General features: G+C 27.6%; 15 protein-coding genes and 1 pseudogene. 14 read left to right on the forward strand and 2 right to left on the reverse strand.

The genetic code is table 11. The annotated features are described in order from the left end of the window. The first annotated feature begins 29 nt into the window (after window positions 1-29). From AAT22_RS18960 to AAT22_RS19230, 4 genes are all read left to right on the forward strand, one after another. A complete protein-coding gene (locus AAT22_RS18960; protein ID WP_156174268.1) occupies window positions 30-179 on the forward strand; it encodes a hypothetical protein in 150 nt (49 codons plus the stop codon). Window positions 180-302: 123 nt separating this feature from the next. Continuing rightward, a complete protein-coding gene (locus AAT22_RS19225) occupies window positions 303-497 on the forward strand; it encodes a hypothetical protein (protein ID WP_047000023.1) in 195 nt (64 codons plus the stop codon). 577 nt (window positions 498-1,074) lie between these two features. Next, window positions 1,075-2,901, forward strand: coding sequence for a glutamine--fructose-6-phosphate transaminase (isomerizing) (gene glmS / locus AAT22_RS01740; RefSeq protein ID WP_047000024.1), 1,827 nt, complete (start codon window positions 1,075-1,077; stop codon window positions 2,899-2,901). 112 nt (window positions 2,902-3,013) lie between these two features. Then, on the forward strand, window positions 3,014-3,178 hold the full coding sequence (locus AAT22_RS19230) for a hypothetical protein (protein ID WP_172654996.1): 165 nt from the start codon (window positions 3,014-3,016) through the stop codon (window positions 3,176-3,178). A gap of 184 nt (window positions 3,179-3,362) precedes the next feature. Here AAT22_RS19230 and AAT22_RS01745 read toward each other — a convergent pair. Both AAT22_RS01745 and AAT22_RS01750 read right to left on the reverse strand, forming a co-directional pair. After that, a pseudogene (locus AAT22_RS01745) lies at window positions 3,363-4,286 on the reverse strand (DUF2935 domain-containing protein). A 308-nt stretch (window positions 4,287-4,594) separates the two neighbouring features. Then, on the reverse strand, window positions 4,595-5,329 hold the full coding sequence (locus AAT22_RS01750; protein ID WP_047000025.1) for an alpha/beta hydrolase-fold protein: 735 nt from the start codon (window positions 5,327-5,329) through the stop codon (window positions 4,595-4,597). Between the two features lie 61 nt (window positions 5,330-5,390). Here AAT22_RS01750 and AAT22_RS01755 point away from each other — a divergent pair, with 61 nt between their 5' ends. The 10 genes from AAT22_RS01755 to AAT22_RS01800 all read left to right on the forward strand — a co-directional run bounded on the left by AAT22_RS01755 (window position 5,391) and on the right by AAT22_RS01800 (window position 15,642). Next, a complete protein-coding gene (locus tag AAT22_RS01755; RefSeq protein WP_047000026.1) occupies window positions 5,391-6,242 on the forward strand; it encodes a helix-turn-helix transcriptional regulator in 852 nt (283 codons plus the stop codon). A 111-nt stretch (window positions 6,243-6,353) separates the two neighbouring features. Next, window positions 6,354-7,298: an ABC transporter substrate-binding protein gene (locus AAT22_RS01760; RefSeq protein ID WP_047000027.1), complete on the forward strand. Its 945-nt coding sequence runs from the start codon at window positions 6,354-6,356 to the stop codon at window positions 7,296-7,298. Window positions 7,299-7,460: 162 nt separating this feature from the next. After that, a complete protein-coding gene (locus AAT22_RS01765; protein ID WP_047000028.1) occupies window positions 7,461-8,468 on the forward strand; it encodes an iron ABC transporter permease in 1,008 nt (335 codons plus the stop codon). Beyond that, entirely contained in the window at window positions 8,461-9,483 is a 1,023-nt protein-coding gene (locus AAT22_RS01770) for an iron ABC transporter permease (protein ID WP_047000029.1), read from the forward strand. Before AAT22_RS01765 ends, AAT22_RS01770 begins: the two co-directional genes overlap by 8 nt. A gap of 11 nt (window positions 9,484-9,494) precedes the next feature. Continuing rightward, complete coding sequence (locus tag AAT22_RS01775) at window positions 9,495-10,280, forward strand: ABC transporter ATP-binding protein (protein ID WP_047000030.1); 786 nt, start codon at window positions 9,495-9,497, stop codon at window positions 10,278-10,280. Between the two features lie 208 nt (window positions 10,281-10,488). Beyond that, the gene (locus AAT22_RS01780; RefSeq protein ID WP_016205817.1) at window positions 10,489-10,743 is read left to right on the forward strand and encodes a DUF4176 domain-containing protein; all 255 of its coding nucleotides are present in this window, start codon (window positions 10,489-10,491) and stop codon (window positions 10,741-10,743) included. A 411-nt stretch (window positions 10,744-11,154) separates the two neighbouring features. Then, a complete protein-coding gene (locus tag AAT22_RS01785; RefSeq protein WP_047000031.1) occupies window positions 11,155-12,528 on the forward strand; it encodes a PTS mannitol transporter subunit IICBA in 1,374 nt (457 codons plus the stop codon). A 330-nt stretch (window positions 12,529-12,858) separates the two neighbouring features. Beyond that, window positions 12,859-13,233, forward strand: coding sequence for a hypothetical protein (locus AAT22_RS01790; RefSeq protein ID WP_047000032.1), 375 nt, complete (start codon window positions 12,859-12,861; stop codon window positions 13,231-13,233). Window positions 13,234-13,291: 58 nt separating this feature from the next. After that, on the forward strand, window positions 13,292-14,407 hold the full coding sequence (locus tag AAT22_RS01795) for an ABC transporter permease (RefSeq protein ID WP_047000033.1): 1,116 nt from the start codon (window positions 13,292-13,294) through the stop codon (window positions 14,405-14,407). Next, complete coding sequence (locus tag AAT22_RS01800; protein WP_047000034.1) at window positions 14,404-15,642, forward strand: FtsX-like permease family protein; 1,239 nt, start codon at window positions 14,404-14,406, stop codon at window positions 15,640-15,642. The genes AAT22_RS01795 and AAT22_RS01800 overlap by 4 nt, the downstream gene beginning before the upstream one ends. The last annotated feature ends 152 nt before the right edge of the window (window positions 15,643-15,794 follow it).

Here is a 15,794-nt window from a genome sequence, read left to right on the forward strand (position 1 = left end):
GATAATTAGTTTTTGAGGGAGTAGTATTTATGGAGTATATTTTAATACTGTTATTTATTATAATTTTATCAATAATTTCAGGAAAAGCGTTATATAATATGCCTAATCCAGGAAAGAGGTTTTATGAGGCTGTCAATAAAAATGATACAAAAGATAAGAAAAGTAATAATAAATTTTAAGTGAGAAGATTATATTTTCTTCTCAGGTAGTATAAAAGAAAATTTACAATTTGCAAATGAACATGCAACTTATGAAGAAATAATAGAAGTTTGCAAACAAGCTCAAATACATGATTTTATAAATTGAGTATCATTAAGATACGAAACTCCTTTACAAGCTTTTATACTGGAATATGTGATATACCAGTTAAATCAATGACAAATAAAAAGGGAAATAGTATAAATATTAAAAATGGAATGTTAGTTGAAGCTAGAATAATAAATAGAGAAGTAAGTTATTTTAGATATTTTCTAGAAAAGATAAATATATTAGATTAGTATATGTAAATATGAAAACTCAGCTTAGGCTGAGTTTTTTCCATAATTATGTATTACCCATTAGCAATTATTAATTGATAATATGTCTAGACATCTACATGTATAGTTATTAACAAGAGTAAACAGGAGATAATGAGAGATATAATGAATTAATTAACTTAAAAAGCTTAAAATAATTAAATTTAAATTAAAACAGTTGATTTTAACAAAAATTGTGTTAAAATTAGTGTAGATTTTGCATTTAGATGCATAGCATATATTACCAAAATCATTTTAGAAGAAAGGAGAAATACTAATTAAGAAGTAGAAAAGCGCCAGAACTTAAGTGAGCCTCCAAATTTTATATTTGGCTAAGGCGAACTTAAGTTGACGAGGTTGGGGAGTATCGATACTTCGGCGGGTGCCCCACGGTATTGCACACTACCGTTAACAGCTAACAAAACTGTAGAGTAATCTATAGGACAATATTAGCTTGGTGTTAAAACCTTCAATAGAGAATTTATTTCTTTATTAAAATTAAAACTAGAAACATTATTAAAAATTAGAAAATCTTTAAAGTAAGGAAGGAAGAAAAAGTATGTGCGGAATAGTTGGATTCGTAGGAAAAAAGGAAGCATCTCCAATATTAGTTGAGGGATTATCAAAGCTTGAATATAGAGGATATGATTCAGCAGGAGTAGCTGTATTAGAAGATGGAGAAATTAAAGTAAGAAAATTCAAAGGACGTTTAAAGAATTTAGATGATAATTTAAAGCAGAGTCCTTTAAATGGAACAATAGGAATAGGACACACTAGATGGGCAACTCATGGAGAACCATCAGATATTAATTCACATCCTCATACAAATGAAAATGCTACAATAAGTGTTGTTCATAATGGAATAATTGAAAATTATATAAAATTAAAGGAATGGCTTAAGAAAAAGGGATATGAATTTTATTCAGAAACTGATACAGAAGTTATTCCAAATTTAGTTGATTATTATTATAAAGGTGATTTATTTGAAGCTGTAGCAAAGGCAACTTCTAAAATGGAAGGAAGTTATGCAATTGGGGTTATTTGTAAAAATGAACCTGATAAAATAGTTGCAGTTAGAAAAGATAGTCCATTAATAGTTGGATTAGGTGAAAAAGAATACTTTATTGCATCAGATATACCAGCAGTTTTAAATCATACTAGAGAAATATATCTATTAGAAGATAAAGAATTTGTAATAATGACAAGAGATGGAATAGAAATAAAAACAGAAGATGGAGAAGTTGTAGATAAAGAAGTTTTCCATGTTACTTGGGATGTAGATGCGGCTGAAAAGGGTGGATATGAAGATTTCATGTTAAAAGAAATTCATGAACAGCCAAAAGCAATAAAAGATACATTAACTTCAAGAGTATTAAAAGATTCTCCTATTAACTTAGAAAATATAAACTTCACAAAAGAAGACCTTGAAGCTTTTGATAGAGTATTTATAGTGGCATGTGGAACAGCTTATAACTCAGGTTTAGTTGGAAAAACAATTATAGAAAAGCTAGCAAAAATTCCAGTTGAAGTTGATATAGCATCAGAATTTAGATATAGAGATCCACTAATAACAGATAAATCATTATTAATAGTTGTAAGTCAATCAGGGGAAACAGCAGATACATTAGCAGTTTTAAGAGATGCAAAGAGAATAGGTGCAAAAGTTTTAGCTATTACAAATGTCGTTGGAAGCTCAGCTTCAAGAGAAGCAAACCATGTTATTTACACTTGGGCTGGTCCAGAAATAGCAGTTGCATCAACAAAAGCTTATGAAACACAATTAATAGCTATGTATATGCTTGGAATATACTTTGGAGAAATAAAAGGAACTTTATCAAAAGAGTTTGCTGATGAACTAAAAGAGGAATTATTACAATTACCTGAAAAAGTAAAAGAAGTTATGGGTAATAAAGAATATATACAAAAATACGCTTCAAGAAACCATATGGATAAAGATACATTCTTCTTAGGAAGAGGACTAGATTATGCAGTTGCATTAGAAGGATCTCTTAAATTAAAAGAAATATCATATATACACTCAGAAGCATATGCAGGTGGAGAGCTTAAGCATGGAACAATTGCTCTAATTGAAGAAGGGACTCCAGTTGTTGCATTACTAACAGATGATAAGCTAAAAGACAAGATGATAAGCAACATCAGAGAAGTAATTACAAGAGGTGCTAAAGTTTTAGGTATAGCATATGAAGGCGATAAAGAAGCAGAACAAATTTGTGATGAAGTAATATATATACCAAGAACTAGTACTTTATTAGCACCAGTTATTTCAGTAGTTCCATTACAATTAATTGCATATTATATTGCTAAACAAAAAGGCTGTGACGTAGATAAACCACGTAACTTAGCAAAATCCGTTACAGTTGAATAGGAGTTAGAAGATAAATTTTAGAGGGTAAAAGGGTTAAATAAAATATTGTTATTTTATAATTAAATTATATAAAACAACAATGAATTTAAATTAATTTATGGAGTTGATATATATGAATGAAGAATTAATAAAGACATTACTAAATGAATATAAAGAAACTGAAAAAGCATTAGAATTAGGAATAAACTGGCTAACTGACAAGGATTATGCTAAAGGAAAGTTAGATTTAGTAAAAGTTATTATAGCAGATTTAGAAAGATTATCTAAAGAAGTTTAGTAGTAAGTATAATATGAAGCTGCACATTCTCACAATAGGTGGATGAATGTGCAGCTTTTTTATGAGAATGATAACTTTAACTAAGTGACATATAACTCAAAATTATAAAATAAATCCTTCTCTTATTTAAAAAGGATTATATAAATAACTTTATATTACTTATATAATCCGTTACCAAGGTATTTTATAGGGAATTATAGGATTGTAATAGACTTAAATAATGATTGGCTTCTCTAAGTACGTGATCTCCTAATAGTGGGACAATTATAGATTTTATTTTGCAGGCTAAAAGTCCTTCAGTACCTTGTGCCTTAAAGTCTCTAATATTTATAGTTTCCTCCAAAGTTTTATCTGTTAAGTCAGACAATTCTAATGAGGATTTATTAATGCTTGAGGCTTCTTTTCTAAGTGTTTCAAATTCTTTGCCAAAATTATTGGCTATGTCAAACAATTCTTCTTCGGTAGGATCTAATAAGCCTCTAATAAAGAAGGAATGTTCAGACATTATTCTGTTCCAGAAGGTTTCTTGTTCTATTATATCTTTTCTTACATCAATCTCAATACCATTTTGTAATCTTGTCAATAATTCTGTGAAAAATATTGCTTCTCTAAGTATATAATCAATCAGAAGAGGATAGGCAGTAGTGAATAACATACATGATAATACATCTTTTTTAAGGTTGCTTTTAAATTGAATTATCATATTTGTTGCGGCTATAGAATTCTGATTTAACCTATAAACCTGTTCTGTCAGCATAGATATATTTTTTATATTCATATTAGGTGTTAGTGAAAGTTCTCTATCAGTAATACTTCAATCTATAGAAATTCCTGTGACAAATTCAGTTGCTCTTTCAGCTTCTGAGGTATATTTAGTAACAATTTCATCGGATTTTAATACCCTAGAAGGAATAGCCCCATCTGATAAAGAGATTGCAAATGAAAGCAATCTAGCAAATTCATTTTTAAAAGCATCTGCTTGAGCAATAAGGTTTCTATCTTTCATGGCAAATGCTGCTTCTAAGAATATAGAATGCTCTTTCATAATTCTTAGAAAGAATAGATTTAATTCTAGGGATTGATTAATAAATGTTTGCTTTGATATCATTACATACTCCTAAAATTATTGGTGGTACCAGTACAATATATTCAGTTTAAATATTTATGTGAGTATTTAACTTTAGATTCAATAATTATCTTAGGATTTTTCGAAACTAAAGTATTTTCAGTAATTTGGAGCAAATTATATTAGTAATTATCCATTTTGAATTATCTATTCATAATTAGGCTGATTATATGACAGTTTATAGAGATAAGTTAGTGTTTTTATCCGGTTCTGTCTGTATGTAATTTTAAGTAAAAATAAAAAATACTGGATAAATATATAGTTCTTAAGTTTACTTAATGAGAGTATTACTAAAGTGAAAAAATATATCTAAGGGACCTACTTATACTAGTAATTACTACAGAGCCATGGTTTTCTTCTGGGGCAACATATATAGTACAATTTTTATTAAAATTTTTAATTTTATCATATATTTTTTGTGCTCCATCAACCATATATCCTTCTTTTTCGCCTACTCCAATGAAAATATTTTTATTACTCTTTTCTAAGTTAGGAAAGTTTAAAAGTTCGTAGTCATTCCACCATACTGATGGACTAAAGGAAATTATATTCTTATAGATATTTGATCCTTTTAATAAATTCCATAATACATAATAGCCACTTAGAGAATGGCCAATTATAGTAGTGTTATTTTTATCAAAATTAAGATTACCTTCAATTATTGGGAAAAGTTCTTTTTCTATAAATTTGTTAAAGTCCTCACTTCCACCAAGGTTTTCAGGGATTATTGATTTTCTTTTTTCATCAATTATGTATTTATCTGCTGGAGCTGTAAAATCTAAAAATCTCTTTTCTTTTTTTTCAAATTCTTGATGAGAAATGCCAATAACTATAGCTGGTTTAACTCCAGTTTTAGCAGATGCTTGTCTTTGTTGCTTTACACAAGCTTTTACTACATCAAAGTAGTATCCACCGTCTAAAACCAATATTAGTGGTAAATTATTTTCACTTGATTCTTCTGGTATATAGAAACTAATATCATAAAAGCTATTAGTATAATTTGATTTTATTTTAAAATTATTCATAAATTAACTCCTTTATGTTAAGATTTATTCACAAGTATAAAATAATAAAAGGAAAAGGTCAATGAATATGAAAAGAAGTATCAATTGGTTAACTGAATATTTTTCTGAAAATTCTATGGAGTTTGTTGATATTTTTAAAAGTAGTTTGCCTCCTAAAGAAAAGGATCTTAATAGACGAACTGCTAAGAATTTATGTGGAATTGTAATACCCATAAATGGAGAATGTTCATTCTCTTTAAATGAAGATAAATACATTTTAAATAAAAATATAATACTTCATTGTGGATCAAATATGAAGATAAAAGTAGAAACGGAGAAAGTGGGTATAGAATATTATGTGGTTCATTATAAAAATATTTGTACTACTGAAAAGTTTGAGGATATACAACAAAGCTCTTTTTATTTAGAGATTGAGGATAGACTATCATTAGTGAAGTATTGTGAAGAGATTATTGATAAATCCCTAAGTCCAGATAATTATTCAAAGTTTTCTTGTAAAGTTGATTTTATAAATTTAATAGATTCATTAATCAAAAATGTAAGAACGTCACAGTATAATGATAAATTAAAGCTGGTTAATAAGGGAATTGAATATATAAATAAAAATTATAATTCTTCAATATCAATAAGTGATATATCAGATATATTAGAAGTAGATAGAAGAAGATTTAGTGAGCTTTTTCAAGAAGTCACAGGACTATCTCCTATAAAATATTTAACGGAATATAGATTAAAGGAAGCTAAAAGGTTATTAAAATTTTCTAGTTATACAGTTACTGAAATAGCAGATATGACTGGATATAATGATTGTTTTTATTTCAGTAAAACATTCAAAAAAAATGTAGGCATATGCCCTAGAAAATATAGAGAGATTAATAGTGATGCTGTTCAAAATTTTTTGATTAAAAAGTAAATTCGGCAAAGGTACAAAAAAAAAAATAATAAAGTCTATTTCACCTTCCATAAGCATTTGATAAAATATTCATGAATTGAAAATGATTATCATTATGAACGGGGGATAAACATGAAGAAATATTTATCATTATTGCTATCAACAGTTTTATTTGCAAGCTTAACAGCTTGCACAGCAAAAACAACACCGGAAACAGCTGAGATAAAAAATTCAGATACTTCCTTTACAGTAAATTATTTAGGACAAGAATATTCTTTTGACAAAAAGGTTGAAAAAGTAGTTCTTGCAAGTTTAGAAGGTATGGAAGATGCAGCAGCTTTAGGAATTAAAGCAGATGGAGTTTTAGAAGTTGCTGGAGAGGTTCCAAAATATTTAGCAGAGAACTTCAAAGATGTAACTTTAGTTGGAGATAAAAAAGCTCCTAACCCAGAAGTTATATTAGGATTAAATCCTGATGTTATTGTAGGAACTTCAAAGTTCTCAGAAGATGTAATGACTCAACTAAATAAGATAGCAGTAACATTGCCATATTCACATATATCATCAAATTGGAAGGATAATCTTCTAGCTTTAGGAGAAATAACAAATAAGACGGATGAAGCTAAGAAATTAATTTCAGATTATGAAGAAAAAGCTTCAAAGGCTAAGGATGAAATTTCAAGCAAGTATAAAGATAAAAATATTTTAGTTATTAGAGTAAGAGGTGGATTAATGTATATATATCCAGCAGATGTATATTTAAATCCAGTTTTATATACAGATTTAGGAGTGAAGGTTCCTGAGGTGATTACTCAATCAAAAGCACAAGCTGAAATAACAATTGAAACTTTAGCAGAAATAAATCCAGATGCAATATTTTTACAATTTGAAGATAGTGAAAATTTAGATGCTCCACAAGCACTAAATGAACTTTTAGAAAATCCTATATTTAAAAACTTAGAAGCTTCTAAAAGTAGTAAAGTATTTGTAAATACTGTTGAACCTTTAGCTCAAGGAGGAACAGGTTGGTCAAAGGTTAGATTCTTAGATGCAGTTGTTGATAATTTATTGAAATAATATATAGTACTGTAGCAACATATTAAATTAAAAATATAGAATTATTAATATAATTTGAAACAAGTTACTAAAGATATTTCTATTTTAGAAACTCCGAAAGGAGTTTCTTCTTTAATTTTGAATTTTACATTGAGCTTCAGCGCGAACTTTAAGGGGATAGATATGAAGAATTTTAATAAAAAATATTTATTGATTTTTATAATATGTATAATAGGAATAATTAGTGTAACGATTTTATCAGTAACTATGGGAACGAAAGCCATACCAAAAGAAGTTGTTTACAATGCTATTTTTAAATTTGATCAAAGCAATGTAGATCATATAATAATTAGAAATAATAGATTGCCTAGAGCTATTGCTGTACTATTAGTTGGAGGTTTTTTAGCAGTAGCTGGTTCAATTATGCAAGGTATAACAAGAAATTATTTGGCCTCTCCTTCTTTAATGGGAGTAAATGATGGTTCAGCATTTCTAATTACTATAGCAATGGTTTTTTATCCAGGACTTTCAAATGGAAGTTTAATTTTAGTTTCTATAATTGGTTCTATAATAGGAGCTGTATTAGTATTAGGTATAGGATCGTCTATAAAAAATGGCTTATCTCCTGTTAGGCTTGCAATTATAGGAACAATAGTAGGTAGCTTTTTAAGTAGTTTAGGTTCTGCTATTGCCATGTATTTTCAAATTTCTCAGACAATCTCAGCTTGGTATAATACAAAAGTTCATACTGTAAATAGTGATTTATTAAAGCTTACAGTACCAATAGGAGTTATTGGTATTTTAATAGCCATAATAATAGCCAAAGATATTACTATAACTTCTTTAGGAGAAGATATAGCTATTAGTTTAGGACAAAAAACAAATATAATTAAATATTTATCAATGACATCAGTTGTATTACTAACAGCTATTTCTGTTGCTTTAGTTGGGAAAATAGCTTTTGTAGGACTTGTAATACCCAATATTACAAGAATGTTAGTTGGACATGATTATAAATATATAATTCCTTATTCATTAATTGGAGGAGCTTTTTTCTTAGGATTATGTGATTTATTAAGTAGATACATAGCATTTCCTTTTGAAACACCTATAGGGACTGTAACATCTATTATAGGGGTACCTTTCTTTTTATATATGATAAAAGTTAAGGGAGGAGCAAAAAATGCATAATAAAAAACTTAAATATTCTTTTGTAATAATATTATTACTTATATTAATATTTTTAGCTTTTTACTTACATCTAACTAATGGAATGTTCGATATAAGTGTAATTGAAATATTTCAAACCCTATTTAATTTAAATGATAATGAAAAATTTAGATTAGTGATATTTGAATTTAGGCTTCCAAGAATAATTATATCTATATTAATTGGAATAGGATTATCAGTATCAGGGCTTTTTCTTCAAGGAATTACAAAAAATGAATTAGCTGATCCGGGAATCCTAGGAATAAATTCTGGTGCAGGAGCAGCAATAATGATGTATATGTATTTCATAAATTTTAAAGCATCAGCATCTGATGGAAGTAATTTTTTGAGCATTTTCTCAATGCCTATATTTGGATTTATAGGAGGTTTTTTAGCAGCTTTAATAATATTAATATTTTCAAAGAATAATAAAAAGATGGACATGCAAAGACTTATTTTAACTGGTATAGCAGTAAATAGTGGATTTTCAGCTATTTCAATGCTTTTTTCTATGAAGATGAATGCTTCAGATTTTGAATTTGCAGCAGTTTGGCAAGCTGGTTCAATATATAATGCAAATTGGACATTTATTTATATGATGCTTCCTTGGATAATAATTTTAAGTGTATATCTTTATAAAAAGGTTCATTTATTAGATTATTTTCAGTTAGAGGAAAGTAGCATAGTTAGTCTTGGTATAGATTTAGATAAAGAAAAGAGAAAATTACTATTTTCTTGTGTTGGTTTAATTAGCGCTTGTGTATGTGTTGCTGGAAATATAGGATTTATAGGATTAATGGCACCTCATATAGCTAGGCAATTAGTGGGTATAAAGCATAGAAAACTTATGCCAATAACTATCTTAGTTGGAGTTCTTCTTTTAATATTATCAGATTTTATTGCTAAAACTGTTTTTGCACCATCAGAATTAGCAGTTGGGATAGTTATATCTATAATTGGAATTCCTTATTTTATATATTTATTATACAGATCGTAAAGAGGTAAGATATGAAAAAAGCTATTGATATAAAAGAATTAAAAGTAGGATATGATAAAAAAATTATAATTGAAGATTTAGACCTTACTCTTGAAAAAGGGAAGATAACTAGTATTATTGGAGCTAATGGTTGTGGAAAATCAACTTTATTAAAGAGTATAGGAAGAATCCTTAAAAAGGAAAAGGGAAATATATTTCTTTTAGATAAAGATATGAATGATATGAAGAGTAAAGAAATCGCAGAGAAATTGGCTATGTTATCTCAAAATCCAACTGCACCTTCTCAATTAAAAGTTGAAGAATTAGTGTCTTATGGAAGGTATCCTCATAGAAGTAATATAAATAAGTTAACTAATAAAGATAAAGAAAAAATTGAATGGGCACTAAAAGTAACAAATACAATTGAATTTAGAGATAGAGAATTATCAGACTTGTCAGGTGGACAAAGACAAAGAGTTTGGCTTGCAATGGCATTAGCTCAAGATACGGATATATTGCTATTGGATGAACCAACGACTTTTTTAGATATGTCTCATCAACTTGAAGTACTTAATATTGTAAAAAAATTAAATTATAAAGAAGGATGTACTGTAGTAATGGTATTACATGATATAAATCATGCTGCAAAGTATTCTGATTTTATTGTAGCAATGAAAAAAGGGAAAATACTTTATAATGATGAACCAAATTCAATAATGAATAAAAAGGTCTTAAAAGATATTTACAATATAGATGCTGACCTTATAAAAAGCGAAAATTATAATGTACCATTATGCTTAAATTATGAATTATTATAGTTTGATTTAAATAAAGTACAAACACAAAGCCGTACACTAATTATAGATGTAGGGCTTTTTTATAATTGAATATTATTAAAAAAATTATTTATATTTAATGTTAAGATAGGTAATATTTATATTATTATCAGAATGTAGTACAATATATAGTATAGATGTTTAGAAAGAAGTAAATAAATTAGGGGATAGTATAACTGGAGGACGTAAAATGGATTTATTGCCACTAGGATCAATAGTTGTATTGAGAGATGGATATAAAAAGTTAATAATAATAGGGAGAAAGATTTTAGTAGGAAGAGGAGAAGAATTAAGCGACTATCTAGGTTGTCTTTATCCAGAGGGATACTTAGGCGAGGAATATTGCTATGTATTTAATAATAGTGATATAGATCAAATAATATTTAGAGGATTTGAAGATTTAGAAGAAAAGGCTTTTATAAAAGCTATAAACGATATAGAATAAGAAAAAATAATACAAGCACTCAAAAAGGCATCATATTAGCAGATTAAAATCTGGTAATATGATGCCTTTTTGGTTTATAGTTACCTTTTTAATTGAGAATTGATAGTTTTGTATGGAAAATTATAGGAATAATTCAGCGTTGTTGAATTAAAAAAATACTACGAAACTCTCAACTCTCATCCCTTAATTATCAACTGTTAACTGGCTAATAACTGTGAACTGTGCCTTGTGAACTGTGAACTATTTTAGACTATGAATAAATTATAGTGTAAATTTGTCACCAACATTAGATGACAAAAGGAAGGTTTCTTCAAATTGAATTGTTGTGAATAAGAAAATATAATTAAGTCATAAAGTAAAAGTTTACATGAAGAAAAGACAGCAATTATAAATTAAATGGAGGGTGGAATTATGTCAAACACTAAATTAAAAACAAATGATACAATGCAAAGATTTGGTAAATTTTTAAGTGGTATGGTAATGCCTAATATCGGAGCTTTTATAGCTTGGGGACTAATAACTGCACTTTTTATACCAACAGGCTGGTTACCAAACGAATCACTAAGTTCACTAGTTGATCCTATGATTAAGTACTTATTACCACTATTAATTGGTTACACAGGTGGTAAGATGGTAGGAGGTTTAAGAGGAGGAGTAATAGGGGCAGTTGCTACTATGGGTGTAATAGTAGGAGCGGACATGCCAATGTTTATTGGAGCAATGATTATGGGACCATTAGCTGGTTTCGTAATTAAGAAGTTCGACAAAGCTATAGATGGAAAAGTTCCAGCAGGCTTTGAAATGTTAGTAAACAATTTCTCTATCGGTATTTTAGGAATGGTACTTGCTATACTTGCATTCCTTGCAATAGGTCCAGTAGTAGTTGCAATAACAGGAATATTAAAAGTAGGTGTAGAATTTATAGTTGGAAAAGGATTATTACCTTTAATTTCAATCTTTATAGAACCAGCAAAAATATTATTCTTAAATAATGCTGTTAACCATGGTATTTTAGGACCAATAGGAATAGAACAAGTTCAAGAAACTGGAAAATCAATAATGTTCTTATTAGAAGCAAACCCAGGTCCTGGATTTGGTATAATATTAGCTTATTGGATGTTTAGTAAAGGATCTGTTAAACAATCAGCTCCAGGAGCTGCAATAATACATTTCCTTGGAGGAATTCACGAAATTTACTTCCCATATGTATTAATGAATCCAGCTTTAATATTAGCAGTAATTGCAGGGGGAGCTTCAGGAGTATTTACATTCTCAATATTAGGAGCAGGACTTGTTGCAACACCATCACCAGGAAGTATATTTGCATTAATGACAATGGCACCTAAGGGAGGATTATTCCCAGTTTTAGCAGGGGTATTAGTAGCTACAGTAGTATCATTCTTAGTAGCATCACCATTTGTTAAAAAGGCTTCAAAAAATAGTAAAGATGAAGATTTAGAAGTTGCAAAAGCACAAATAAAAGATATGAAAGTTACAGTAAAAAGCAATGTAAGCAAAATTATATTTGCTTGTGATGCAGGAATGGGATCAAGTGCAATGGGAGCTTCAAAGTTTAAGAATAAAATAAAAGATTTAAACTTAGGAATAGAAGTAAAACATGCATCTGTTGACGATATAGATAAAGATGCTGACATTGTAGTTACTCATGTAACTTTAATAGAAAGAGCAAGAAAATCTTGCCCAAGTGCAGAAATCATCGGTATTCAAAACTTCTTAACAGATAATAATATTCAAGAATTATATAACAGACTAGCAAGTAAATAAATTAAAATAATTTACTAATAATTAAAACCTCAAATATTAGATAATTTTATTATACAGTTCCAAAGGATTGAGTATGGTATTAAACCAGTCTCAATCCTTTTTAATTTACTTGATAATAAATGTTGTATATCGGTAGGCAAAATAACTTTATTTAAAGTTTTAACATTAATGAAGTATAAATTTCATAGGAACATGTCGAAATATAGGAGAAATTTTTAGAGAGATATATGAAATTTTGACAATATTTTCAATGAGCGTATGTTATTCTAGAAAAGCAGACAAGCTTGAAAGTAGAAATATAATAATATAATTACAGATAGAAGAGGCAAAATGAAAAAAATTATTAAGACAGTTTCGTTAGCATTAGGAATATTATCTACAACAGGAATATTAGCAAGTGCTGTTGTAGGACCTACAGTTAGTGGACAAGGCGGAGATACAGTATATTCTGGACATATAGAGGGAGAGAGGACTTCTAGTGGTTGTTATGCAGCAACAAAGGCATATAGAGAATCTGGATATAACGCTGTAAAAGCATATGTAGAAATAGTTAATTATCAGGGCTATGTTATTGGCGCGGGATCAGTTGGTACCGGTTCAGACTATGCATATTCAGGAACAATAAGTAGATCTGGCGGAAACAATGCATATGGTAGTGTGGGAACTTCTAATGGAAGTAGTAGTGTATTTACACGTTTATACTAATAAAGAGTTATAGGGAATAGACTATGGTTAAACATAGTCTATTTTTAAAGGTGATATAATGATTAATATAAGAAAATACAAAAGTGTGGGATATATAATAACTATATTTTCTCTTATAGTATTCACATTTTCCTTATTTACTAGCATAGTAATAAGTGATTATAAAAATATTAAAGAAGTAAATAATTTTAAAAATAACAATACTAAAGCCTTTAAATTTGATGACTCTAAAGAGGAATCAAAGAAAATAGAATTCAAAAAAATGGTACAAGTATTAGATTCTTATAAGGATTCTGATATTTATTTAGAATTTAACCCTATCCCTAAATATTTAGCAACTAATACTTTATTTGGAAAAGCTCTATATTACAACTACAATATTAATAATAACTTCCCAATTCTTAAAGGAGAAGATTTTACATTAGAACAAATAAATTCAACAGAAAAGTTAGTATTAGTAGGTAAAAATTTAAAAGAGAATATTATATCAGAAGATGGTATAGAATATTTTACTATAGATGATGTTAAATATAAGGTTTTGGGAATATTAGGTATTGATAATAAAAAAACAGGTTATGATGATCTTTTTATAGTAAATATGAAATCTATGGATTATTATTCTGATAATAGAGCAACTTGGTCCTTAAATGTATCTTTAGAGGAAGATCTTAATTCTATTTTAGATAATTATAAAAACATAGGCTTAAACAATAATTCTCTATTAGAATTTTCTGAAGCTAATAATCAAAATACTGAAATATCTATAAAAGATATATTTGAAAATTATAGTGATTTCATATACATATTCAAAATGATATTTGGATTTGGAATATTAAATCTTATTATTGTAGTATATTTTTGGTTTGATAGAAGTATTAAAGAAATAGGAATAAGAAAAGCATATGGAGCTACAAACTTATCTATGGTAAAGTTTATATTAAAAAGATATGAACTTAGTATACTGCTTTCTATATTTATAGGCTTACTGTTACATTATATTTTTAAGAGCATACTTAGCACAATGTTTCCTATGTTTTCTTTTGATATATATTTGGAAAATGTATTAATTGCTACAATAGTATTTATGTTTATAGGGCTACTAGCAGCTATAATTCCATTTATAAAAGCTATAAAAGTTCAACCTATAATCATTATGAAAGGAAGACTAAAATGAATAATTTATGGTATTCTTTTAGAGAATTAAAGAATAGCTTTATTTTTAAAGTAATAATCTTAATTCAAATAACTATGGCAATTATTTTGTTATATAGAGTTAATGAAATAAAGAATTATGAAAATGCTAAATTAAATCTTATGAAAACAATAACTGAAGATAAAGTTATATATTCAATGATGTCTAAATATAAATCTTTAGACGATTTTTCAAAAGATAGTGAAGATCTTAATAAGTTCCCAGAATTGTATAAAGCTATTCAAAATAAATATAATTTAATAGTAGTGACCTATGGAGGCATACTTGTAAAAGATTTTGAAAATATAGATGAATTTTTAGATCAAGAACTTCATAAATATGATGATGAATATAAATCAATTAATTCATTACAATGTAACTCTAATTTTTTTGAAACTTTTAATATTAAGCTTTCTCAAGGTAATTTAAATGAATTTAATAATTATAACAAATTAGATGACAAAGAAATGGAAGGGAAAATAATCCCTATAATATTAGGAGATTCTTATAAAAAAATATTTAAGCTAAATGATATTATAGAAACTAAATATACAAACTATAAGGTAGAAGGATTTTTAGAAAAAAATCAATTTTATCTAGATAAGGGTATTTATGATCCAACTAGAGCTAAAAATTTAAATACCTTTGCTATAGCTCCTATTCCTAATAATATTTCAGTTTCTAATTTAAATAATGCTTTATTAATTAATGAGAATAATGTAAATGCAGATTTTTATTCGATACAAAAAGAAATAGATGGTTTAGCTAAAAAGTACGATGTTAAGTTGTCTATAACTAACCCACAAGAAAATATAGATTCTTTTATAGATGTAATAAATTATAACGCTAATATAAAAATATTAATTGTTTATATAGTTATATTTTTTGTTATCATAGGACTTTTGGCCATTTTCTCAAATAGAATAAATGCTAGAAGAAAAGAATTCTCTTTACATATAATGCATGGAGCTACTTATAGTGATATATATATGAGAGTATTTTTAGAACATTTATATTTATTTATTTTATCTATTATAATATCTATTTATTTTCTTATAAGAACAAAAACCAAGATAGTAACAGATATAATAAATTTTGATTTAGGAGCCTTTGCTCAAACCACATTAATAGTCTTTGGTATTGTGACTATAGTTGCACTAGTTCCTATCTATAACATAAGTAAAAATAGGTTAAATTATCTAATAAAAGGGGAATAGTTATGGAATTAATTAAAATGAAATCTATAGAGAGATTTTATGGTACAGGAGAGAATAAGGTAAATGCTTTAAGGGGCTTGGATTTATCTATAAATAATGGTGAATTAGTAGCTATAGTAGGGCCTTCGGGGCAATGTCATCAAGCTAAGCTT

Source organism: Clostridium sp. C8, from assembly GCF_001010885.1.
GTDB classification, from domain to species: domain Bacteria; phylum Bacillota; class Clostridia; order Clostridiales; family Clostridiaceae; genus Clostridium; species Clostridium sartagoforme.